Source organism: Mycobacterium sp. UM_CSW, assembly GCF_000455205.1.
Taxonomy (GTDB): Bacteria; Actinomycetota; Actinomycetes; order Mycobacteriales; family Mycobacteriaceae; genus Mycobacterium.
The window spans coordinates 1-22268 of sequence record NZ_AUWQ01000027.1; the positions used below are offsets into that span (position 1 = coordinate 1).

Annotated in this window: 20 protein-coding genes and 1 pseudogene; 10 read left to right on the plus strand and 11 right to left on the minus strand. The window is 68.8% G+C overall.

The features are described 5' to 3' along the window. Positions 1 to 150, plus strand: a pseudogene (locus N415_RS32635) (MarR family transcriptional regulator); the annotation flags it as partial. A 41-nt stretch (positions 151 to 191) separates the two neighbouring features. Continuing rightward, positions 192 to 461 (plus strand): DUF4242 domain-containing protein, encoded by a 270-nt coding sequence (locus N415_RS11130; protein WP_068180997.1) that lies wholly within the window; start codon positions 192 to 194, stop codon positions 459 to 461. 6 nt (positions 462 to 467) lie between these two features. Here the strand turns inward: N415_RS11130 and N415_RS33210 are convergent, their stop codons facing one another. Next, a complete protein-coding gene (locus N415_RS33210) occupies positions 468 to 3368 on the minus strand; it encodes a helix-turn-helix transcriptional regulator (RefSeq protein ID WP_068181000.1) in 2901 nt (966 codons plus the stop codon). A 157-nt stretch (positions 3369 to 3525) separates the two neighbouring features. On the opposite strand from N415_RS33210, the gene N415_RS11140 reads away from it, so the two are divergent. After that, positions 3526 to 4917 (plus strand): FAD-binding oxidoreductase, encoded by a 1392-nt coding sequence (locus N415_RS11140; RefSeq protein ID WP_068181003.1) that lies wholly within the window; start codon positions 3526 to 3528, stop codon positions 4915 to 4917. A gap of 56 nt (positions 4918 to 4973) precedes the next feature. Continuing rightward, the gene (locus N415_RS11145) at positions 4974 to 5228 is read left to right on the plus strand and encodes a ribosomal protein L7/L12 (protein ID WP_068111648.1); all 255 of its coding nucleotides are present in this window, start codon (positions 4974 to 4976) and stop codon (positions 5226 to 5228) included. Positions 5229 to 5233: 5 nt separating this feature from the next. Here N415_RS11145 and N415_RS11150 read toward each other — a convergent pair whose 3' ends face one another. Next, the gene (locus N415_RS11150) at positions 5234 to 6046 is read right to left on the minus strand and encodes a PaaX family transcriptional regulator C-terminal domain-containing protein (RefSeq protein ID WP_068181005.1); all 813 of its coding nucleotides are present in this window, start codon (positions 6044 to 6046) and stop codon (positions 5234 to 5236) included. 61 nt (positions 6047 to 6107) lie between these two features. On the opposite strand from N415_RS11150, the gene N415_RS11155 reads away from it, so the two are divergent. Further along, positions 6108 to 7289 (plus strand): SRPBCC family protein, encoded by a 1182-nt coding sequence (locus N415_RS11155; RefSeq protein WP_068181010.1) that lies wholly within the window; start codon positions 6108 to 6110, stop codon positions 7287 to 7289. Here N415_RS11155 and N415_RS11160 read toward each other — a convergent pair. The 7 genes from N415_RS11160 to N415_RS11190 form a co-directional block, all read right to left on the minus strand. Next, positions 7286 to 8053, minus strand: a complete 768-nt coding sequence (locus N415_RS11160; protein WP_068181014.1) for a hypothetical protein — start codon at positions 8051 to 8053, stop codon at positions 7286 to 7288. The genes N415_RS11155 and N415_RS11160 overlap by 4 nt on opposite strands. Continuing rightward, the gene (locus N415_RS11165) at positions 8054 to 8863 is read right to left on the minus strand and encodes a polysaccharide deacetylase family protein (protein ID WP_068181097.1); all 810 of its coding nucleotides are present in this window, start codon (positions 8861 to 8863) and stop codon (positions 8054 to 8056) included. 232 nt (positions 8864 to 9095) lie between these two features. Further along, a complete protein-coding gene (locus N415_RS11170; RefSeq protein WP_068181017.1) occupies positions 9096 to 10487 on the minus strand; it encodes an alpha/beta hydrolase-fold protein in 1392 nt (463 codons plus the stop codon). 81 nt (positions 10488 to 10568) lie between these two features. Beyond that, positions 10569 to 12764 carry a heavy metal translocating P-type ATPase gene (locus tag N415_RS11175; protein ID WP_343203457.1) on the minus strand — a complete coding sequence of 732 codons (2196 nt, stop codon included), beginning with the start codon at positions 12762 to 12764 and terminating at the stop codon, positions 10569 to 10571. Then, entirely contained in the window at positions 12761 to 12973 is a 213-nt protein-coding gene (locus tag N415_RS11180) for a heavy metal-associated domain-containing protein (RefSeq protein ID WP_068181021.1), read from the minus strand. Before N415_RS11180 ends, N415_RS11175 begins: the two co-directional genes overlap by 4 nt. Before the next feature lie 110 nt (positions 12974 to 13083). Further along, positions 13084 to 14160 carry a hypothetical protein gene (locus N415_RS11185; RefSeq protein WP_068181024.1) on the minus strand — a complete coding sequence of 359 codons (1077 nt, stop codon included), beginning with the start codon at positions 14158 to 14160 and terminating at the stop codon, positions 13084 to 13086. A 21-nt stretch (positions 14161 to 14181) separates the two neighbouring features. Beyond that, complete coding sequence (locus N415_RS11190) at positions 14182 to 15003, minus strand: mycofactocin-coupled SDR family oxidoreductase (RefSeq protein WP_068181027.1); 822 nt, start codon at positions 15001 to 15003, stop codon at positions 14182 to 14184. Between the two features lie 110 nt (positions 15004 to 15113). On the opposite strand from N415_RS11190, the gene N415_RS11195 reads away from it, so the two are divergent. Together N415_RS11195 and N415_RS11200 are read left to right on the plus strand one after the other, a co-directional pair. Next, positions 15114 to 15587: an SRPBCC family protein gene (locus N415_RS11195; RefSeq protein ID WP_068181030.1), complete on the plus strand. Its 474-nt coding sequence runs from the start codon at positions 15114 to 15116 to the stop codon at positions 15585 to 15587. 109 nt (positions 15588 to 15696) lie between these two features. Next, complete coding sequence (locus N415_RS11200; protein ID WP_068181031.1) at positions 15697 to 16188, plus strand: DUF417 family protein; 492 nt, start codon at positions 15697 to 15699, stop codon at positions 16186 to 16188. Here the strand turns inward: N415_RS11200 and N415_RS11205 are convergent. Next, positions 16112 to 16750 (minus strand): TetR/AcrR family transcriptional regulator, encoded by a 639-nt coding sequence (locus N415_RS11205; protein ID WP_068181034.1) that lies wholly within the window; start codon positions 16748 to 16750, stop codon positions 16112 to 16114. The genes N415_RS11200 and N415_RS11205 overlap by 77 nt on opposite strands. 60 nt (positions 16751 to 16810) lie before the next feature. Between N415_RS11205 and N415_RS11210 the strand changes: the two genes are divergently transcribed. The 3 genes from N415_RS11210 to N415_RS11220 are packed head-to-tail and all read left to right on the plus strand — an operon-like array spanning position 16811 to position 20846. Continuing rightward, positions 16811 to 17392 (plus strand): TetR/AcrR family transcriptional regulator, encoded by a 582-nt coding sequence (locus N415_RS11210; protein WP_068181038.1) that lies wholly within the window; start codon positions 16811 to 16813, stop codon positions 17390 to 17392. Between the two features lie 53 nt (positions 17393 to 17445). Beyond that, complete coding sequence (locus tag N415_RS11215; RefSeq protein ID WP_068181042.1) at positions 17446 to 19233, plus strand: NAD(P)/FAD-dependent oxidoreductase; 1788 nt, start codon at positions 17446 to 17448, stop codon at positions 19231 to 19233. Next, positions 19230 to 20846, plus strand: a complete 1617-nt coding sequence (locus N415_RS11220; protein WP_068181047.1) for an NAD(P)/FAD-dependent oxidoreductase — start codon at positions 19230 to 19232, stop codon at positions 20844 to 20846. The genes N415_RS11215 and N415_RS11220 overlap by 4 nt, the downstream gene beginning before the upstream one ends. 11 nt (positions 20847 to 20857) lie before the next feature. On the opposite strand, the gene N415_RS11225 is transcribed toward N415_RS11220, so the two are convergent. After that, positions 20858 to 22258, minus strand: coding sequence for a DUF2252 domain-containing protein (locus N415_RS11225; protein ID WP_068181050.1), 1401 nt, complete (start codon positions 22256 to 22258; stop codon positions 20858 to 20860). Positions 22259 to 22268: the final 10 nt, after the last annotated feature.

The following is a 22268-nucleotide window of genomic DNA, read 5'->3' on the forward strand; positions in this document are numbered from 1 at the left end:
CGCGGTCGCCAGGCGCTGCGCGTGATGCGTTCCAACGCAGTTGCTTTGGAGAAGCGGTGGGAACAGCTGCTGGGTCCCGAGCGGCTGGGCGAATTGCGCGACACCCTGCAGACGTTGCTCGCCAGCGAGGCCGACGCGGCGCGCGACTGACACGGCGTAAGTTCGACGCAAGACAATGACAGGAGTCCGCCGTGCCCATCTTCATGGTCGAGCGCAACTTTGCCGAGGACATGGAACCGAGCTTGGAGGTCGCCGACGGCATCAACCGGATCAACGACCTCGAGGGCGTTCGCTGGATGTACTCGTTCCTGTCGGCGGACAAGCGCAAGACCTACTGCCTTTACGAGGCACCCTCACCCGAGGCCATCAGGACGGCGGCCGCGAGGGCTGGCCTGCCCGCCGACGTGATCGTCGAGGTCCGCGATCGCGTCATGCCCGACGGCAAGCTCTCCGATATCTGAGGGTCGTCACCCGAGCAGCTCGTGGTCGGCGGCGTACATTGCCGCCTGGGTGCGGTTCGCGGCGCCCGTTTTGATCAGGATGTTGCGCACGTGGTTGGCGGCCGTGTTGGTGCTGATGTAGAGGCGTTCGCCGATCGCCCGATTGCTCAGCCCCTCGGCCAGCAGCCGCAATACCTCGACCTCCCGGTCCGTCAAGCCGTCCGGGCCCGTCACCAGCACCGCATCCACCAGTTCGACGACGCGGTTCTGACCGATCGGCGTGGCGATCGCGCGTGCCTCGTCGGCAAGGCGCCGGGCTTCCTCCGTGCGCCCGCGTGACGCCGCGAACAACGCGTGCCGGGCCAGCGTCTCGGCGATGTGAACCACCGAGCCCATCCGGCGGTCCATCTCGAGCGCCGCGGCGAAATGCCGCTCGGCCGCCGCGGTGTCGCCGTCGAGTGCCGCGATCCGGGCGAGGTAACGGTCGGCGCTGCCGAACAATGCGACGAACTGGCCGGCGACAAGGTTCTTGCCGGCATAGCGCCCCATGTACGGACGCAGCGAATGCAGAGCCTCGCGGTTGCCGAGCTCCAGCGCCGCCTCGACCATGAACGCCAGCTCCATCGGCCACTGCGCCTCGTCGGTGCGATCGCCGAGTTTGCGGTTGAGCAGATGGTTGAGGGCTCGGGTCATGCCCGCTTCGCAGTTCAGCTCGGTGTACAGCGCAAGCAGCCCGGGCACCCAACGTCCGGCGAATGTCTCGCTGCCGTCGATGAACCCGGCGAATCGCTTCAGGTCCGAAGTCTCCCGGCGGATCATGAACATCTGGACGCCGTTGGAACCCGCGGTATCGTCCGCGTCGAACAAATCGCCTGCGCGCAAAGCGATGTCGGCCCACCGTTCGGCGCCGGTGAAGTCGCCGCGCAGATAGGCCAGCGCCTGCTCGACGCACGCACCGACGAACCCGAAGACCGGTTGCCCGATGGCTTTTCCTGCGCGGCGCATGTCCGCGGTCGACGCGGCCAGGTCGTCGGGTCGGCCGGCCAGGTAACTGACCATGGCGCGAAAGTGCGAGGACGCCCCGAGCACCTCGTAGTCGCGGCGCTCCAGCGCCATGCGGGATACCTCGGCCGATCGCTCCGCCTGGGCTTCGCACAGCTCCGGGGTGAGCCCGTGCCACAGGCTCGTCTTGAGCGTGTGCATCAGCACCGTCTGATCACCCGTGGCCCGCGCGCGGTCGATGGCGTGGCTGCCGACCTCGCGCGCTCGCGCCGCCTCCCCGGCGAAGGCCAGCGCGCGCCCAAAGCTGCCGAGTGCCTGCAGGTAGCGCAGGTCGTCGGTCTCCAGCCCGCAGGATTCCAGCGCCGACGCGAGCAGGTCGGCGGCCGTCGAATCCGACTGTCCGCGACGCCAATTCGCTTCTTCGTAGCCGACGGCCGCCCCCAGCCGGATGAGCGGATCGTCCATCGCGCTCAGGCGTTCATAAATCGCTCGCGACCGCGCGAAATCGCCGGCGCGCACGTGGTTGGCGGCCGCATCGAGGTCCAGCCGCGCTCGATCGGTGCGGCTCAGCTCCGGCAGCGACGCCGCCCGCTCGAACCACCTCGCGGCGTCCTCGTAGGCCAGGCTTTGTTCGGCCATCCGGGCCGCCTGGTGGGCGTACCGCAGCGCCTGCTCGTGGTAGCCGAGCACGTGGGCCCGTAGGTAGTGGTTTGCCAACCGGGGAATGAGCGACGGGTCTGCCCGGCCCTCGAGCGCTTCGGCCGCCCGCGCGTGCATGATCCGCAGCCGGGACGCCGCCATTCCGCCGACCACGGCCTCGCGGGTGAGGGCGTGCACGAACGCGAACTCGCCGTCGGAGTCGCGAACCGGCCGGATCAGGCCGACCCCCTCGGCCGAATCGACCGCCGCCAGCGTCGCGGCGAGATCGGTTTCGCTGGCGGCGATCAGCGCGGGCAGGTCGAACGTCTCGCCGAGCACCGCCGCCTGTTCGATGACGGCCCGGACACCGGCGCCCAACCCGCTGAGCCGGCGGGCAATGGCGTCCCCGATCGACGCCGGCACGGTCTGCTGCACACCGAGTGTGGCCAGCCCACCCCGGGCTTCAAGGTCGCCGACCAGCTCGGTCAGGAAGAACGGATTGCCACCGGTCTTGTCGCGCAGCAAGGCGGCGGCCGTGCGCGCCGACGCGGGAGCCAGCTGCTGGGTCCGCCTGACGAACTCGGCGATCGCCTCGGTGTCCAGCCCAGCGAGATCCAGGCGCCGCACCCCGTCGAAGCGGTGCAGCTCGGCCAGCCGGGTGGTGAGCTCGTCGGAACGGTCCGGTTCGGTCGACCGGAAGGTGGCGACCACCAGCATTCGGACGTCGGCGCAGCCGATCACGACGCGTTCGAGCATCACGAGCGTGGGCAGCTGCGCCCAATGCAGGTCATCGAGGATCAACGCGATCGGACGGTCGGCGGCCAGGCGCCGCAGGAAACCCGTCAGGGCGTCGAAAAGTGCCTGCCTGGGCGCCCCGACCTCGTCTGCCGGGCCGATGTCGGGCAAATGCCGATCCACCTGGGTGGACAGCCGGCGCAGTTGCGCTCCGGCGTCGGCCAGGGTGGGGGCCAGCGAACCTGGCGGGGCCGCGAGCAGCAGCCGGTCCAGCGCCTCGGCGAACGGCGCGTACGGCACGTCCGCGTCGGCCGTCGAGCTCCCGACGAGCACCGGGACGCCGTGGTCGGCCAGCGTTCCGGCCACCTCGGCCGCCAGGCGGGTCTTGCCCGCCCCGGGTTCACCGCCGATGAATACCGCCTGGCGGGTGCCGCCTTCGACGCGTTCCCACGCCTGCTCGAACGCGGCAAGCTCCGCCGCGCGGCCGACGAGCGGGCCGCGCCGACGCGCCAGCAATTCCGCCGGAAGGGGTGGTGGCACCCACTGGGCCATGGAATCAAGGTAACCGCGCCGATTTGGCCGGTCGATAGTCAGATCTGACTATCGTTGGAGGCCTGGCAAATGCTTCGTTGTGGTCATGACGCGGGGCCTCGCCGCCTCGTAGCGTCGCGGCATCAAACCTGCGAGGCAACCAGAGGAGGTGCGGGCGATGAGCGTGACAACCGCAACCGACGAACTACGCGGCCGGTTCGGGGCACAGGTGATCCTGCCCCACGACGCCGGATACGACGAGGCCCGTGCGCTGCACAACGCGATGATCGACAAGCGGCCCGCCGTGATCGTGCGCTGCGGAACCACCGGCGACATCGTCGGCGCCCTCGAGTTCGCCAGGGCATCGAACCTGGAGGTCGCCGTCCGCGGGGGCGGCCACAACGGACCCGGCTTCGGTTGCGTCGAGGGCGGTCTCGTCATCGACCTATCGCCGATGAACCGCGTCCACGTGGACCCCGACCGGCGGACCGCCCGCGTCCAGGGCGGGGCGACGTGGGCGCAGGTGGACGCCGCGACCTACGCACACGGCCTGGCGACGCCGTCGGGCATCATCTCGAGCACCGGCGTCGGTGGGCTGACCCTGGGCGGCGGCCACGGCTACCTGACCCGCAAGTACGGCCTGACCATCGACAACCTGCTCGAGGCCGAGGTCGTGCTGGCCGACGGCCGGGTGGTGACGGCCTCCGAATCCGAGCACCCCGACCTGTTCTGGGCGCTGCGCGGTGGCGGCGGAAACTTCGGCGTGGTCAGCTCGTTCACGTGCCGCCTGCACCGGGAGCACACCGTGCTGTGCGGCCCCACGGCGTGGCCCGCATCGGCGACCGCCGACATCCTCAGCTGGTACCGGGACTTCCTGCCTGCCCAGGACGAGGACCTCTACGGCTTCTTCGCGACCATGACCGTCCCGCCGGCGCCGCCGTTCCCCGAGGCGTTCCACCTGCAGAAGGCGTGCGCGGTGATCTGGTGCTACACCGGCGATCCCAGCGGGGCCGACGAGGCGTTCGCGCCGGTCCGCCAGATGCGGCCAGCCTTCGAGGGCCTCATGGCGGCACCCTATCCCGCGCTGAACTCCACCTTCGATGCACTGTATCCCAAAGGGCTGCAATGGTATTGGCGCGGCGACTTCATCCGCACGATCCCCGACGCCGCCGTCGCGGCCCATGCGCGCTTCACCGAGGAGCTGCCGACGATGCACTCCACGATGCACCTCTACCCGATCGACGGTGCGGTGCACCGGGTCGGCCAGACCGACACCCCCTGGGCCTATCGCGATGTGAACTTCTCTCAGGTCATCGCGGGCGTCGACCCCGATCCGGCCAACGCCGGGGCGTTGAAGCGCTGGACGAAGGAGTACTGGGAAGCCATCCACCCGTACTCGGCCGGCGGCGCCTACGTCAACTTCATGATGGACGAGGGCCAGGACCGGGTCCGCGCCACCTACGGCCCGAATTACCAGCGGCTCAGCGAGATCAAGGCCGTATACGATCCGGCCAACGTGTTCCACATCAACCAGAACATCCTTCCGGCCGGGTCGCCTGGCACCGCTTAGGCGTCGAACCGGCGAAACAGGCGCGGGCGGGGGTCGGCGTCCATAATCATCGGGTGATGGAAGATCCCCATATCTACCGCCGCCTCGCGCTGCTCGAACAGCAGGTGCGCCTGCTGTCGGATCGGCTCGGGGTTCCGTGCCCGACGTTCGGCAGCGACGTGGGCGCCACATCGGGTGTGCTCGAAAACGGTGTGCCCTCGGAAGTCGTCGCCCTGGCCCGCTCCGGGAACGCCATTGCCGCGATCAAGCTGTATCGCGAGCTGACCGGCGCGGGGTTGCGCGAGGCGAAAGACATCGTCGACAACCTGTAGGTCGGCTACTGCCGGCGAAAAGCACCGTTCATCCGCCGCTTGAAGGCGCGATCGAAACGCCGATAGCCGCGGCGCAAGTCCTGGCCCGGCCAGTCGTCGCCCGCGAGTTCGACCGGCAGCAGCGGGTCGAGCTGAAGATGGCGCACCACGGCGATCGACAGCGCGAACTCGTAGGTGAAGCTTTCGGTCGAATCGTCACGCGTGTCGGCGTCGAGCGCGGCATCCATGGCCTCGATGAGCGCCCGCGCGTTGGCGGCCCATTCGTCGAGGGAAAACAGCGCTCGCACGTGCGCTGCCGTGATGTCGGTGGCGGCGCCGTGAAAGCGGGTGCACTGCTGGTCCAGGACGGCCGTGAGGGCCGGAAACCGTTGCGGATCAAGGTTGTCCGGGCGGATCCAGACGCCCTCCCGCAGCTCGGCCAGGTGCAGGGCCGTCGCGGCCTTTCTCAGCTCCAGGCGATCGGTCGCCGATCTGCGCTCCAGCGCGACGATCGCGAGTTCCCACGTCCCGTCCCATCGGTGGGCGGCCGTGTCGTCGAGCCTTGCCGCCTCGTCGACGCGCTGGCGGCGATCCGACAGCCGGCCCGCGAGTGCGTAACTGCCGTCGTCGGCGGTCAGTTCACCCGCGGACACCATCCGCCACAGGCAGGTGCGGGCCGCGCCGGGGCTGATGCCGAACAGCGAGGCAACCGCCACCAGTTCCGCCACCGTTAGGCGGCCGCGGTCGGACCCCAGCAGCGCGGACGCCAGCACCGAGCGCGCGCTCAGCGGCCGGCTATCGACCAGGTCGCTCGCTCGGGATCGGGGCAGGGCGGGCACGGCTGACAACGGTATCACCAAATCATTGACGCGTGACGACGATGGTGTGATACTGACACGCATGAGCTTGCCGACCAAGTCGGTGCTCGCCGACGATGTGGAGATCGTCCGGCGCGTTCTCGCCCATATTGACGCCGGTACCACCGACGAGGGTGACGCCTGGCGCGAGCCGGTCGAAAACTATTTGAGCCCAAGCCGATTCGCCGAGGAACTGCGGTTGCTCCGCGCGATGCCGAGCGTCTTCGTTCCGTCGGCGACGATCCCCAATCCAGGCGACCACGTCGAGCGGAACGCATTCGGCGTGCCCCTGTTCGCGGTGCGCGGGCGCGACCGCCGGGCGCGGGTATTCCGCAACGCGTGCCGGCACCGCGGTTTCGCGCTCGTCGAGGGGGCCGGCTGCGCGCAAGCGTTCGTGTGCCGCTACCACGGCTGGACATATCGGCTGGATGGCTCGCTCTCGCATGTGCCGCACGCCGAGGCTTTCCCCGGTCTCGACATGGCGACCCGTGGTTTGGTCGAGGTGCCCAGCCACGAGGTGGACGGTCTCATCGTCATCGGCGCGCTCGACTCCTCGGGCGCGGGCCCGGGACACGATGTCGAAGATGCGATGGCCTGGCTCACGGACGGGAATCCGTGGCGTGACAAAGTTTTGCCATTTGAACGGCTGGTCTACGTGGAATCGACCCCGCGAGAGATGAACTGGAAGGTGCTTGCCGAGCAGTTTCTGGAGGGTTATCACATCCGATCGACGCACAAGAACACCTTCTATCCTTTGCAATACGATGATCTCAACGTGGTCGAGAAATTCGGCCCAAATAGCCGTATCACGTTCCCGTACCGCAATATTGAGCGACTGCGGGATCGTCCCGAGAGCGCTTGGACGATCGACGCGCGGGTGACGTTTTTGTATCAGCTGTTTCCCAACGTGATGTTGGCGACGTTCCCGGACCTGATATCCGTGGTTGTGCTCGACCCAGTGGCCGTCGACCACACCACGGTAACGGTGTATTCGATGGTGAGGCCCGAGGTCGCCGAGCGGGAGTCGCTCGACCGACCGAGCACTCTCGTGGGCGCGGGAAGCCTCATTGGAACCGGTCTCGTCGAGGACAACGAGATGTCCGAGGGTGTCCAGCGCGGGCTGCGTTCGGGCGCTAATGAATTCGTGGAGTTCGGTCGGCATGAGAGCGCGATCGGCCACTTTCACGCCACGCTTGATGAGCGCCTTGCCGCGCTGGCCCGCTAGGAGTCGAACGGCGCCATCCGCACGGCCAACGGCAGCCCACACCGAACCAGGAGCCCGAAGCGTCCCCTCGGCACCGCGGCGGCCTCGGCGCGCGCCATGCCGATCAGCTCGGTCTTGAAATCGCCTCGCGGATAACGCCGCAACACCGCTTCGACGTTACGGGGCGCGACGTCCCATATCCGCAGTCCGGCGCCGTCGACCATCGCGCCCCATTGCAGATAGCAGCCGATCGGGCCGTCGGTGTCGACCTTGACGCCCGGCGTGGTGTGGACGCAGATGCCATCGGCGAGCAGTTGCGCGCGTTCGTCGTTCAGCCCGGCGGCGGTGGCGCACGAGAGCAGCCGCTCGGCGCTGCCGAGCGTGAAATCGCGGTCGGGCGTCGGGTTCACGATGCCGTAGTCGTGCAGGAGCGCGCCGCAGTAGAAGAGCTCAGCGTCCAACTCGCACCCGTCGAGGCTCGCGAGCGCATGCCCGAACAACCACGTCCGGTAGGAGTGCCCCTGAAGGCCGGCCGGTAATTCCGCGCATGCCTGCTCGGCCTCGCGCGCGAACCGGGAGTCGGGGATCGAAAAGGCGGTTACATCCACGCGCTCGGCGGCGGCCGGAAGCCGGCCCAAGGCGAGCTTGGCCCGGCCCACGGCGTTCTGCCACTGACCCACCGCGATCGCCACGAAAAGTCGGCGCCGCTCGGCGGCCGACAGCCGACCCCCGGTGCGACGGACCCAGGCAAGGCCGCCAAGCCGCTGCGGATCCGGCGCCTGCACTTACGGCGTCTTGAGGAAGACGTCGTTCAGGGTGACCGTGCGCAGATCTCGGTCGCGGATGATGTCGACGAGTTGCGGATAGACGTGCGTGACCGGCGGGTGGTTGAGGTGGCCGATCACGATGGACTGCGGGGTGAAGTACTCATCGGCCATCTTCACGATGTAGTCCTCGTGGATCAGGGTGGAATCCGACAGCGACCCCGACCACAAGGTCGGCACGGTGTAGCCGAGGTCGGCGGCCACCGCGTCGACGGCGGCGTTGCGCTTCGCGTACGGCGGCCGCCAGTAGGGTTTCGCGCCGATGCCGTAGGTCTTCTTCAAGAATTGGTCGTTGCGGGTGAGCTGCTGGGCGATCTGGTCCTTGGGCAGCGTGGTCAGGTCCGGGTGCGACCAGGTGTGGTTGCCCAGTTGGATCTGCCCGGAGTCGACCAGCGGCCGCAGTAGGTCCAGGTTCTCGGTCCAGGAGTCGTAAACCCCGTTGACGAAGAACGTCAGCCGGATCCCGGTGTCCTTGGCGAACTGCGTGTAGGCGCGCACCACTTCGCTGTTGACGCCGTCGTCGACTGTCAGCGCGAGCAGATCGCCCTCGCCGGGGATTTTGGTCAGCGCGCCGCCGCCAGGCAGCGCGATGCGCGCGCTCGGCGGTGGGGGTGGCAACAGAGCCGACGGGGCCGTCGGGCCGGAGGTCGCGACGTTCGCTGGCGGCGCCTGGGCGAACGTCCGGGGTTGTGGGTCGACCACCAGGCGAGCTGCGCCCACGCCGGCCACGGTCGCCGCGGCCAGCGCCCCCAGGAAACGGCGCCGGCTCAGCTCCGGCGCGGTGCCGCCGCCGATACTCGGGACGGCGAACGTCACGCGCCTCTCGGGTCTTTTGCGGTGGGATGTCGGCACTCGCGACCCGGTACCCCGGGTACCTGTGTTGCCAAACTCCGCCGCCACAGCAGCGAACGGTACCAGTGCCGGTTTCAATATGCCGGGTTCGTTACAGGAGGTTCAGCTGTGAATTGGGGCTCGAAAAGGTAACGGTCTTGCATAGCTGGCGTCAATGCGGCGCGCCGCCGCCGCGCCGCGGCAGTTCGACGGGGTCGGTGCCGGGAGTCCCCAGCGTCCCGGCCAGCCAGGGCAACGACGCGGCGAACGCCTGCGCGGCAAACGGCCAGTCGTGCCTGCCGGGCTGGGTGACCACCGCGCAGGTGATCCCGTTGGCGGTCGCGACGTCGCACAGCGCGTTGGCGGCGGCGTCCTGGCCCTCGGGGTTTGCGGCGGGATCGACGCTGGGGCCGGCGATGGCGGAGTTGGCTTCCTCGGCGACGGCGTGCGGACCGGGCGACGAGGGAACGTCGAACCACCCCGACAGCCCGGTGTAGTGGCCGTGCCGGGTCATGACGGTGGTGGGATCGAAGGCGGCCCAGGCGGCGCCGTCGCCGCCGAACAATCGGGCGACGGTCTGGTCCTTCGACCCGATGCTGGGGCTGCGGTCGCCGGCGATGTCGACGAACGCGCTGAACAGATCCGGATGCATGACCGCCAGGTCGACCGCGCAGGTGCCGCCCATCGACCATCCGGCGACGCCCCAGTTGGCGCGGTCGGCGCTCACCCCGAAGTTCGAGACGACGAAGGGCACCACGTCCTTCGTCAGGTGATCGGCGGCGTTACCGCGGGTGCCGTTGACGCATTCGGTGTCGTTGTCGAACGTGCCGGTGGGGTCGACGAACACCAGCACCGGGGCGAAGCCGTGATGCTGGGCCGCGAAGTCGTCGATGGCGGTGAAGGCGCCGCCGGGGCGCAGCCAGTCGGCGGGGGTGTTGAACGCCGAGCTGATCATCATCACCGCCGGCAGCCGGGGCGGCGGATTGCTGTTGAACCAGGCCGGGGGCAGATAGACCAGCTCCTGGCGGTGCGGGAAGTGCGACGCGTCGGCGCTGATCGTCACGGGCACCACGACGCCCTTGGCGGGCTTGGTCCCCTCGAGCTGCATCGCGGTGACCCTGAGCCGATCGATTTGATCGGGCAGGGGCTGCGAGGTCAGCTGGTCCCAGGCCGCCGCCACGGTGGGGAAGTAGCCGACCCAGCCGTTCAACGCGAGGGCCGCGCACAGCGCGCACAGCGGCACCGAAACCACTGCCAGGCCGCGTCGCCACCAGCGGGCGCCCGGCCAGCCGAGGGCCAGCACCGCGACCGCGAGCCCGCTAATCGCGATCCACAGCCACAGCGTCACCGGGGCCGGGTCCCCGGCCACACCGATCGACGTGATGTACCAATACGACAGCGCGGTGGCCAGGCCCGCGACGCCCAGCGCCACCGGAAGCGCCCAGCCGCGCCAACGGCGCCTCGTCACACCGATCGCGCCGACGACGACCAGCAGCGCGAGCGCTTGCGCCGCCACCGGCAGCCAGCCATGCAGCAAGGACAGCTGTTCGACGAATGGGGGCAACGGCGGCGACCTTCGCTAAATCAAATCTGGTTGCGAATAACCCACCGGCCAAGGCTTGAAGAACGCGGTAGGCCAGACCAACTATCCCACAGGATCCGTGCGCATCGTGCCCGCGAAGGTGCGCAGTCGCAGGCTGTTGCCGACGACGAACGCGCTGGAGAACGCCATCGCCGCGCCCGCCACCATCGGATTGAGCAGGCCGACCGCCGCCAACGGGATCGCGGCGACGTTGTAGCCGAAAGCCCAGAACAGGTTCGCCTTGACGGTGCGCAGGGTCCGGCGGGACAGCCGGATCGCGTCCACCGCGGCGCAGAGGTCGCCGCGCACCAGGGTCAGATCCGCGGCCTCGATCGCCACATCGGTGCCCGTCCCCATGGCGAGCCCCAGATCGGCGCGGGCCAGGGCCGCGGCGTCGTTGACGCCGTCGCCGACCATGGCGACCACCCTGCCCTCGGATTGCAGGCGTGCGACGGCGGCCACCTTGCCGGCTGGCGTCACCCCGGCGACGACGTGCGCTATGCCGACCTGCTCCGCGACGCGCCGGGCGACGGTCTCGTCGTCACCGGTCAGCAGCAAGGGCGCCAGTCCCAGGGCCTTGAAGCGCCGGACCGCCTCGGCGCTGGTGGGCCGGACGGCATCGGCGACCACCAGGATCCCGCGTGCGCGGCCGTCCCACCCGATGGCGACGGCGATTTTGCCGTCGGCCTCGGCGCGGGCTTTGGCCCCCGACAGTTCGGCGTCGAGCTGCTGGGCCCGGTCGGCCAGCAGGTCGTCCCGCCCGACGACGACGGCATGGCCGTCCACCATCCCGTGCACGCCTTGCCCGCCCACCGCCACGAAATCCCGGGCCTCGGGCAGGGCGCCGAGTTCCGCCCTGGCGGCGGTGGCGATCGCCTGTGCGACCGGATGTTCCGAGGCATCCTCCACGGCCCCGGCATAGCGCAGCAGCGTTTCGCGGTCCGCGTGCGGCCCGGCAATCACCTCGACCAGGGTCATCCGGCCGGTGGTGACGGTGCCGGTCTTGTCGAGCACGATCGTGTCGACCTTGCGCGTCGACTCCAACACCTCGGGTCCCCTGATCAGCACGCCGAGCTGGGCCGCCCGGCCGGCCCCGACCAGCAGGGCGGTCGGCGTGGCCAACCCGAGCGCGCAGGGGCAGGCGATGATGAGCACCGCGAGCGCGGCGGTCACCGCGGCGGGGATGGGAGCGCCCGCAGCCAGCCACGTCGCGAGGGTGGCCACCGCGACGACCATGACGGCCGGGACGAACACGCCGGAGACGCGGTCGGCCAGCCGCTGCACCCTGGCCTTGCCCGATTGCGCCGCTTCGACGAGCCGTGCCATCTGCGCCAGCTGAGTGTCGTCGCCCACCCGGGTGGCCCGCACCACCAGACGCCCCCCGGCGTTGACGGTGGCGCCGGTGACGGCGTCGCCCGCGCCCACCTCGACGGGGACGGACTCACCGGTGAGCATCGAGGCATCGACCGCGGAGGAGCCCGAGACGACGATCCCGTCGGTGGCGATCTTTTCGCCCGGGCGCACCACGAACACGTCGCCCACCGCCAGCTGGTTGACGGGCAGCCGGGTCTCCGACCCGTCCCGGAGCACGGCGACATCCTTGGCGCCGAGCTCCACCAGGGCCCGCAACGCGGCTCCCGCGCGCCGCTTGGCGCGCTTCTCGAAGTAGCGGCCGGCCAGGACGAACATCGTGACGCCCGCGGCAACTTCGAGGTAGACGTGTCCCTTCCCGAGGAGCAAGGCGTACAGCGAGCCCAGGAAGGCCGAGAGCGTCCCGACCGAAATGAGTGTGTCCATCGTGGCGGCGCCGTGCTTGAGGCTGGCCCACGCGCCCGCGTGAAACGGGCGGCCCGCCCACGCGACGACCGGGGCGGCGAGGGCCAGCGACACCGATTGCCAGCCGCGGAACTGCACGGCGGGCAGCATCGCCAGCGCGATCACCGGGACGGCGAGCACGATCGCGCCGACCAGGCGGGTGCGCAGCGCCGCCAGCTCGCCGTCAGGCCCCGGCGTTTCGGGGGCGGATTCTGGTTGCGGGAGCGCCGCGGTGAAGCCGGCCCTCTCGACCTCCGCGATCAGCTCCCGCGCGTCGTATCCGAGGGGGAGAGCGACGGCGGCCTTTTCGGTGGCGTAGTTGACCTGGGCGCTGACGCCCTCCAGCCTGTTCAGCTTCCTTTCGATGCGCGCCGCGCACGAGGCGCAACTCATCCCCCCGATTTCCAGCTCGACGTTGTTGGCCGTGTTAGCGTCCGCCGTCACGCGACCAGGACCGCCTGATAGCCGGCCTCGTCGACCGCTTCCAGCACCGCGCTCGCGTCGACCGGAAGGGTGCTCCGCACGACGAGCCTGCCCGTGCCGGCGTCGACGTCCACGCCGTCCACGCCGGGGATCCGGCCCACCTCGTCCTTCACGGCGGCCTCGCAGTGCCCGCACGTCATCCCGGTGACGCGGTACTCGTTGGTCGCCATGAAACTCCTTCTCGATGCCCCTGTGGAAGGCGGTATTCCCGTTATACGGGCGCCGGTTACCGCCGGCCACCCGGGGACTGTGCCGGTCGCCCGAACTTGCGCCGGCCGGGCTACGGCTCCGACAGCAGCAGCATGACCCGGCCGGTGGAAGGCGGCGCGGGAAATGCGCCCACGTCGAAGCCGTAGTACTTGCGCTCATCGGCCGAGACGGCATCGATCACCTTGCCTGTCGCGGTGAGTTCGCCATTGCGAACCTGGGCCATCATGCCCTTGAAGTCGGGCACCGCCATCGATTCGGCGAGTAGCAGCGCCTCACCACCGGTGCGCAGGGCCACCAACACGCCCGCTCCCGCGTAGTTGTTGCCACCGCGGCCGAGGCCCGCGGGCGCCCAATAGGCGGGGGTCGAGGCCACGGTGCCCTTCACCCGCCGATACTCGCCGGGATGTTCCGCGTCGGCGACGGTGACGACGGGCAGCCGGGCGATTGTGCGCTTTTCCTTCAACCACAATCCGCCGAGCGGGAGGCAGGCGATGGCGTACATCAACAACACCAGCGCGAGTACCGGCTTCCAGGCGATCTCCCAGCCGAGCCGCCGCGCTGAGATCGGCAAGCCACGCAACTGCGCATCGAGCTCGCGGCGACCGAATTTGAAGACGTACCAAGCCAATACGCGCGCCAGCGCCATGCACGCGATGATGATCAGACCCACGATGCCGCACACCCGCCAGTAGAAGGTGCTGTCGCCTTGGTTGATGGTCGCCGCGAGCATCACGGCGGGGATCGGGGCGGTGATCAGCAACAGCAGCGCGTACGACGGGTGGCTGGTCAGGTACGGGTAGGTCACGCGCCAGGCGCGGTTGCCGCCGTAGACGGTCACCTGGCCGATGTCGGCGTGCACCGTCGGTGTCCACGACCCCTGCACCACCCTTGGCCTGACCAACGAGCGGACGAAGAAGAACCCGAAGAACAGCGACACCGCGAGCGCTCCCCAGAAGGTGCCGTCGAGCCGCTCGCCGGTGCCCGGCACCCCGAACGCGCCGTGGATATCGATGACCTTGCCGATGAAGAACATCAGCGGCATCACGACGAAGAACTCCATCAGCCATATCTGGATCAGCTGGGGAATCCGTGAGCCGAGGCGGTCGAAGGCCAGCACCCGTTGCCAGAGAAACCGCAGAACCCGCACGACCAGGCACTCTAGCGGGCTTCAGACGTAGCCGACGCCGATGTCGACCGACACCTGACTGGCGGTGACCAGCCTGGACTGGTCCGAGACCAGCCACGCGACCGCATCGGAGATGTCTTCGGGCTGGGCGATGCCGTCGGGCAGCAGCGGTTTGTGCATGCCCCGCAGGTGTGGGTAGCTGTCGGCGGCCGATCGAAGCGCGTCGCGCATCCGGCCGGTGCCCATCGGGGTGGCCACCGCTCCCGGGTTCAAACTGTTGACGCGGATGTTGTAGCGGCCGAGTTCGGCGGCGAAGGCGCGCGCCATCCCGACGACGGCATGTTTGCTCGCCGTGTAGTGGACCATGAACGACTGCATGTTGATGCCGGCGGCGGATCCGATGAGGATGATCGAGCCGCCGCGACCGCCGTCGATGATGTGGTGAGCGCCGGCCATCACGGTGTTCCAGGTGCCGATCACGTTGGTGTCGATGGTGTCGCGAAACGCTTGCGCGGTGATCTGGTCCCAGGGCGCGGGACTGCAGATCCCCGCGTTGGCGACGATGATGTCCAGGCGGCCCAACTCCGCGACGGCCGCGTCGACGGCGGCCGTGAGCGCGTCGAGGTCACGGATGTCGACCGCCGAAGTGATGGCCCTTCGGCCGTTGGCGCTCACGAGTCGCGCCGTCTCGGCCAGGTCGTCGGGCGTCGCTGAATCGTAGGGAACGCTGGGCGGCAACGGCCCGGCGATATCGACCGCGATGATGTCGGCGCCTTCGGCGCTGAGCCGCACCGCATGCGCCCGCCCTTGTCCCCGCGCGGCGCCGGTAATCAACGCCACCCTTCCCGGAATCGACTGGCTCACCGAACGCCTCCCCGCTGAACGTCGTTGTTCGAACAACAGTGTTGTAAAGGTTCAATCCGGCGAAGCGTAGCGTCGAGTCCGCGCTGCCGGACACCCGGAAGGAGACCGTCATGACCGTCAACCTTGTGGACGCGGGTCCCCGACAGGTGAGCCGCTCGGTCGAAGTGGACGCCCCGGCCGCCGAGCTGTACGCGATGGCCATCGATCCGCGGCGGCACCACGAACTGGACGGATCGGGCACGGTGGGCGACAACATCAGTGTTCCCGCGGAAATGGCTGTGGGATCGAAGTTTTCGACCAAGATGAAGATGTATGGCGTGCCGTACCGCATCACCAGCCGGGTGACGGCCCTCAAACCGAATGAGCTGATCGAATGGCGCCACCCCGTGGGACACCGCTGGCGCTGGGAGTTCGAACCGCTGTCACCGACGAGGACGCGGGTCACCGAGACGTTCGACTACCGCGAGGCCGGCGCGATCAAGAACGCGCTGAAGTACTACGAGCTGATGGGTTTCCGCAAAGCCAACGCCGAAGGCATCGAGGCGACGCTGGCCAAGCTGCGCGACCGTTACGCGGGACAGTAGATCCGGGTCCGAGTATTTGGGTCAGTGAACCCAAACGTGTCGCCGACCGTGGTCTTGTCGGGAACGATTGCCCGCCCACCGACCCGCTCGGCGAAAGGATCCCTTCTCGATGATCGACCACGCCCCGTCGCCCGCCATCACGTCGTATCGGGTGGCCGAGTTGCTGACCCGCGCGGGACAGCTGATCAGCCGTTATGGGCTGGTGGTCGTCCTGGCCTGGATCGGGTTCGGCAAGTACGTGAAGATGGAATCCCGGGTGCTCATCGAGCACAACCCGCTGATGAGTTGGATTTATCACGTGGCCTCGGTCAGCACGGTGGCACGTGGGCTGGGGACGATGGAAATCGTTGCGGCGCTTCTCATTGCGCTGCGACCGGTGTGGCCGCGGGCATCGGTGGTCGGCAGCGCGCTTGCCGTGGTGCTATTCATGGGAACGCTGAGCTTCCTGTTCACCACGCCGGGGGTCGTGTCGACCCACGCCGCCGGCATTCCGGTGCTGTCCGCGCTGCCGGGTCAGTTCCTGCTCAAGGATCTCGTTTTGATCGGCGTTGCGCTGTGGACGCTCGGCGACTCGCTCGCGGCTCGAAAAGCGTTCCCCTGAGCAGCTTTTTGGCCGACGCCAGCGTGGCGGCGTACGCGTCCGCGGTCAGGTTGGCCGACCGGTCCGTCAGCCCACGGGCCAGCGCGTAGATTGCGTTGACCGCGGCGCCCGGGTCGGTATCGGGCGACAGCGCTCCCCGCGCCTGAGCGTCCCGGACGATGCCATCGATGGTGTCGCGCAAGCCTTTTAGGCCGGCATGCCCGCGCATCGCGCGTTCGAACGCGGCCAGGTGCGGATACTCGCGCAGCAACCTGTCCAGCTCGTCCAGCATCGCCTCGAGGCGCTCGACAACGTCATCGGAATGCGCCGCGGCGGACCGCACCCGTGGCAACGCGATCTCGTCGATCTCCCGGACGGTCGCCGTGAGCAACTCGGACTTGTTCGGGAAATAGTGGTACAGGCTGCCGCTGGTCATGTCGGCGGCCTTGGCGATCTCCCGAATTGTCGCCTGGGAGTAGCCCACCTCCGCCACGCAGCGCATCGCCGCGGTGATTATTCGAGCGCGGGTCCGCTCGCCGCTGGCGCCCACCGGGCGCCCCAACTGCGACCGCGCGGCGTTCATGCGGGCGCACCTCCGAGCAGGAACCGGATATTAATTGATCGTTCGATTATATTCGACGGCATGCTAGGTCGCCCGGTCGGCGCCAGCGGCGAGGAGACGCGCCAGCGGATAATCGTCGCCACCATGCGGTGCGTGGCCAGCGTCGGATACTCCCGCGCGACCATCCGGGAGATCGCCCGCACGGCCGACGTCACCAGCGCGAGCCTGTACAACTATTTCCCGAACAAGTCCGAGTTGATCAAGGCCGCCGTCGCCGCACGAACCGAGGTCGCGTTGCCGCGGCTGCGCGAGGCGGCCGGGAGCCCCGGTGACGTCGTCGACCGGATCGAAGCCGTGCTCGACGAATCCGGCCGGTTGATGCGCGAGTACCCCGACCTGGCGGCCTTCGAGTGGGCGATCCGCGCCGAGGGCGCAGTCGATCCCGGGGCGCACGGCGCCGGCTTTCAGGCGTTCCGCGAGATCATCGAGGGCATCGTCGGACGCGCCGGCAAATCGGGTCCGGTCGAAGCGATCTATTCGTTGATCTACGGGCTGACCGAACTGGCGGCCACGCTGCCGCCCGAGGACTACCACGCGGCGCTGGGCGCGGCCAAGCGGCTGGTCAGGGGCACGCTGCTGGGCGTCGGTCCACCGGCCCATTGATATGATCAAACGATTGATTATATAGTCGCCCCGGGGTCACGATGAGGGAGCCGATGCCAAGGCCTGCGACCGTTGGGGCGACGTTCGACGTCGACGCGCTGCGCCGCAAGTACGCCGATGAGCGGGCGCGCCGACTGCGCCCGGACGGAATCGCGCAGTACGTCGAGACGGCGGGTGCCTTCGCGCGATTCGCCGAAGACCCATGGGTGGACGGCACGTTCACCCGCGAGCCGCTCACCGACGAGGTCGACGTCGCGGTCATCGGTGCCGGCTTCGGCGGACTGCTGACCGGCGCCCGGCTGCGCGAGCTCGGTGTCCAAAGCGTGCGGCTGATCGACAGGGCGGCCGACGTGGGCGGCACCTGGTACTGGAACCGGTACCCGGGGATCGCGTGTGACGTCGAAAGCTATGTGTACATGCCGCTATTGGAGGAGCTCGGCTACGTTCCGGCGGACAAGTACGCCCGGGGTTCGGAGATCTTCGCCCATTGCCAGCGCATCGCCGAGCACTACGACCTCTACCGCGACGCCTGCCTGCAAACCGACGTACACGAGATCCGTTGGGATTCAAATGCTTCGCGCTGGATCATCCGGACCAACCACGGGGACGAGATGCGGGCCAAGTTCGTCTCCATGGCCAATGGTTACCAGGCCAAGCCCAAGCTGCCCGGGATCGCCGGCCTCGGCAGTTTTCGCCGGCCGACCTTCCACACCAGCCGGTGGGACTACGGCTACACCGGCGAAAAGCTGGAGCACCTGGCGACAAAGCGCGTCGGGATCATCGGCACCGGCGCCACCGCGATCCAGTGCGTGCCGCACCTCGCCGCGGCGGCGCGGCATCTCTACGTGTTCCAGCGCACGCCGTCATCCGTCGACGTCCGAGCCAATCGGCCCACGGACCCGCTGTGGGCCAACGCATTACGGCCGGGCTGGCAGGCCGAGCGCATCCGCAACTTCCAGATCCTGACGGCGGGCGGTCAGGCCGACGAGGATCTGGTCGCCGACGCGTGGACGAGCATCACCCGCAAACTGCCCGTCATGCGCCAGGACGGCGCCGGCGCCGCCCCGAACATCGAACTGGCCGACTTCGCCAAGATGGAGGAGATCCGGGCGCGCGTCGACGAGATCGTGATCGATCCCGTGACCGCCGAGGCGCTCAAACCGTGGTACGGCTACTTCTGTAAGCGGCCGTGTTTCCACGACGAATATCTGCAGACTTTCAACCGCGACAACGTCACGCTGGTCGACACCCGCGGCCGCGGGGTCGAGCGCATCACCGAGGCCGGCGTCGTCGTCGACGGAACGACGTACGAACTCGACTGCCTGATCTTCGCGACCGGATTCGAGGTCGGCACCGACTACTGCCGGCGCACCGGGTTCGACCTGATCGGCCGCGACGGCGTGACGCTCACCGACCGGTGGCGCGACGGAGTGCGCACGTTCCAGGGCTTGTGCGCCAACGGGTTTCCGAACTGCTTCATCGAAAGCATCGCCCAGGCGGGGCTCACCGTGAACTTCCCCTACCTGCTGGACGTGCAGGCCAGCCACGCCGCGTGGATCATCGCGTGGGCGCTGGAGAGCGGCGTCAGCGAGATCGAGGCGTCACGCGAGGCCGAAGCCGCGTGGGTCGACCTGGTGGTGGCCCGCTCGACGGCGACCGCCGAGCGGGCCAGGACCTGCACCCCCGGCTACTACAACCGGGAAGGCAAGGCGGACGCCAAGACTCGGCAGGGCAGCTTCTTCATCGGCGCACCGACCGAGTACGCGGACCTGCTGCAGGCGTGGCGGGCGAAGGGGGACCTCGAAGGGTACGACGTCCGCGGCGGAAGGGCCGGGCCGTGACGAGCCGAGGCGCCCGCCGGCGCTATGCGGTCGGCAGGCTGCGGGCGGCCACGCGCCGCCGGCGCCCGCCCAAGGTGGCGATCATCGGGGCCGGCTTCGGCGGCCTCGGCGCGGCGGTGGCGCTACGCCGCGCCGGCCTCGACGACCTGGTGATCATCGAGGCCGGCGACGGGGTCGGCGGCACCTGGCGCCGCAACACCTATCCCGGCGCCGCCTGCGACATCCAGAGCCACCTGTACTCCTTTTCCTTCGCGCCCAACAAGTCCTGGAGCCGCACTTACGCTCGTCAGCCCGAGATCCTGGCCTACCTCGAGTCCGTGGCCGACGACTTCGACCTGCGCCGCCATCTCATGCTCGGCACCAAAGTGCGTTCGGTCCGGTGGGACCCCGACGCGTGGTGCTGGAACTGCGAAGTGGACCGCGCGGGGCAAGCCGAGACGCTGAGCGCCGACGTCGTCGTCTGCGCCGTCGGATTGTTCGGATCGCCGAAGCGTCCCGACATCGCGGGGCTGACCGACTTCGGCGGCTCGCTGATGCACACCGCGCAGTGGGATCACGGCATCGAGCTGGCCGGCAAGAAGGTGGCGGTGATCGGCACCGGCGCCAGCGGCGTGCAGGTGGTCCCCGAGCTCGCGAAGACCGCGGAACGCGTGACGGTGTTCCAGCGGACCCCGCCGTGGATGGTGCCCAAGGACGACCGGCCTTACAGCCCGGCCGAATTGGCGCGCTTTCGGCGTGATCCCCTGGCGGTGCGCCGCGCCCGTTGGCAGATCTGGAAATTCCAGCACGACAACACCGCCACCTTCGCCGACGACCCGGTGGTCGCCGCGCGCACGCACGTCGCGACGTCGTTCTTGGAGCGCACCGTGGCCGACGGGCGGCTGCGCCGCGCGCTGACGCCGGACTATCCGTTCCGCTGCAAGCGGGTGCTGCTGGGCGACGACTATTACCGCGCGTTGCAGGCGGACAACGTCGAGCTGGTCACCGATCCCATCGCGCGGGTCACCGAGACGTCGGTGCTGACCGCGGCCGGCCGGACCGTCGACGTGGACGCGATTGTGCTGGCGACCGGCTTCGAAACGTCGCGCTACCTGTCGGGGATCGACGTGGTCGGCGTCGACGGTCAACGGCTGCACGAGCACTGGGGCGCCGACCCGAGCGCCTATCTGGGGGTGGCGGTCGCGGGCTTCCCGAACTTCTTCATGCTCTACGGCCCCAACACCAACCAGGGCGGCAACTCGATCGTCTACATCCTGGAGGCGGGCGCGCGGCTGGTGGCCAGCGCCGTTAGCCGGGTGGCGCGCCGGGGCGGCTACGTCGACGTTCGTCCGGAGGCCGAAAGGCGCTACAACGAGGCGCTTTCCGCGGATCTCGAGCGCACCGTGTGGACCCAGTGCGACAGCTACTTCCGTTCTCCCACCGGCCGCATCGTGACCCAATGGCCCTATACCGAACTGGAATACGCGCGGCGCACCTGGCGGCTGCGGTCGCACGATTGGTCGCACCGCTCAAGAGCTGCTCCGCCGCCTCCTCGGCACGCCGATCCGGCTCGCCACGTTATCTATCGCCCTGCGGAACGCCTGCATGCCGAAACCGATTCCCCGGGAACGTAATTGGAAGCATCTCAGCGCGCGGGGTCGTCGGCCACCTCGATGTCGCCGGCCTTGGCCGCCGCGCGCAGTTGATGGAAGTCGTCGAGCGACTTGTCGGCGTATGCGTAGCTCCACTCGGCAATCGCCTCGTGCAAGGTGTCAGCGGTGCCCGCATAGCCGCGCATTATCGATGCGTTGGCGCTCTGGGAGTGCGCCCGCGCCAGCAGCACCGCGCACGCACTGACGTATTCGCCGAACGTCGAAGGTGACATGCCTTCGGTGTCGACGGAGCCTTTCATGTCGTGGAATTGCCGGACGTAGTAGTCGCGGCCGTCCTTGCGTGTCGTGCCGAGGAACACGTCCGACATCGCCTGCAGGATCTGCTGGCCATCGATGACGCGGATGCCCTGGCCGCTCGCCTCGACCGCCGCGTTGAGGCTCTCCGGTTGGGCCCATCGGCCGTACTCGTCAAGCACCGATCGAGTGGCCTCTTTGATCTGCAGGATCAGCGGCGTGCCGTTGGGCCCCACCAGGATGACCAGGTAACACCGGGTGCCGACGCTGCCGACGCCGACCACGCGCAGCGCGACATCGGTAATGCGGAAATGCGACAGCAGGAGCGCAACGTCGGCCGGGACCGCCGTCAGGTACTCCTGGACCGCCTCCACCAACGGCCCTTCGGTCTCCTCGTCCACATGTTGGAGTACCGGCGGCGCCTCCCGCAGGCGCGGGGTTCCGTCGGGCCCAATCTCGGTGATCCGCTTGAAGACTCGCGCCGAGGTACGGGTGCGCGCCTGGGATATCGTCTTCTGGATCACCGCCTGCAGGCCCTTGGACACCGTCCCGGTATAGTGCTCCGGTTCCACCCGCAGGTAGTAGCGCTGCAGGACGTCCATTTCCTCGAGCATCGCCGTCAAACTCGCTTGGTAGCTCGCCAATGCCTGTTCGACGCAACTGCGGATGGCCTTGACCGGGTATCCGGCATGGCGTCCCCCGACGATCGCGCTGGTGATCAGGCGTTTGACGTCCCACTCGGAGGGCGCGACCGCAGCCTCGTCAAAGTCGTTGAGGTCGAAGACTATTGAGCGATCCGGCGCGGCATACACGCCGAAATTCGAGATGTGAGCGTCGCCGCAGCACATGATTTCGATCCCGCTGGTCGGGCCTGCGGCTAGGTCGGCGGCCATGACCGCCGCCGAGCCGCGGTAGAACGAGAAGGGGTCGGCGAGCATTCGGGCAAAACGCAGCGGGACGAGTTCGGGCAGTCGGCCGGCGTTTTGGGCGACGAGGATCTCGGTGGCCGATCGGCTCGCGGGAGTCAACCGCGCCAAAGAACGCCGGGGGGCGGTCTTGCGCAGGGCCCGCCCGCGCGCCACGTCCTGCTCGGGTACTTCGAGTTCGATCAGGCGGTCACGCAAAGCCCGCTGCGGCATCTGCCCAGCA

Coding starts and splice junctions, on each gene's coding strand:
- N415_RS33210 (WP_068181000.1), bottom strand. CDS start 3,368: ATGGCCCAGTGGGTGCCACCACCCCTTCCGGCGGAATTGCTGGCGCGT.
- N415_RS11140 (WP_068181003.1), top strand. CDS start 3,526: ATGAGCGTGACAACCGCAACCGACGAACTACGCGGCCGGTTCGGGGCA.
- N415_RS11145 (WP_068111648.1), top strand. CDS start 4,974: ATGGAAGATCCCCATATCTACCGCCGCCTCGCGCTGCTCGAACAGCAG.
- N415_RS11155 (WP_068181010.1), top strand. CDS start 6,108: ATGAGCTTGCCGACCAAGTCGGTGCTCGCCGACGATGTGGAGATCGTC.
- N415_RS11180 (WP_068181021.1), bottom strand. CDS start 12,973: ATGGCGACCAACGAGTACCGCGTCACCGGGATGACGTGCGGGCACTGC.
- N415_RS11195 (WP_068181030.1), top strand. CDS start 15,114: ATGACCGTCAACCTTGTGGACGCGGGTCCCCGACAGGTGAGCCGCTCG.
- N415_RS11200 (WP_068181031.1), top strand. CDS start 15,697: ATGATCGACCACGCCCCGTCGCCCGCCATCACGTCGTATCGGGTGGCC.
- N415_RS11205 (WP_068181034.1), bottom strand. CDS start 16,750: ATGAACGCCGCGCGGTCGCAGTTGGGGCGCCCGGTGGGCGCCAGCGGC.
- N415_RS11210 (WP_068181038.1), top strand. CDS start 16,811: ATGCTAGGTCGCCCGGTCGGCGCCAGCGGCGAGGAGACGCGCCAGCGG.
- N415_RS11215 (WP_068181042.1), top strand. CDS start 17,446: ATGCCAAGGCCTGCGACCGTTGGGGCGACGTTCGACGTCGACGCGCTG.
- N415_RS11225 (WP_068181050.1), bottom strand. CDS start 22,258: ATGCCGCAGCGGGCTTTGCGTGACCGCCTGATCGAACTCGAAGTACCC.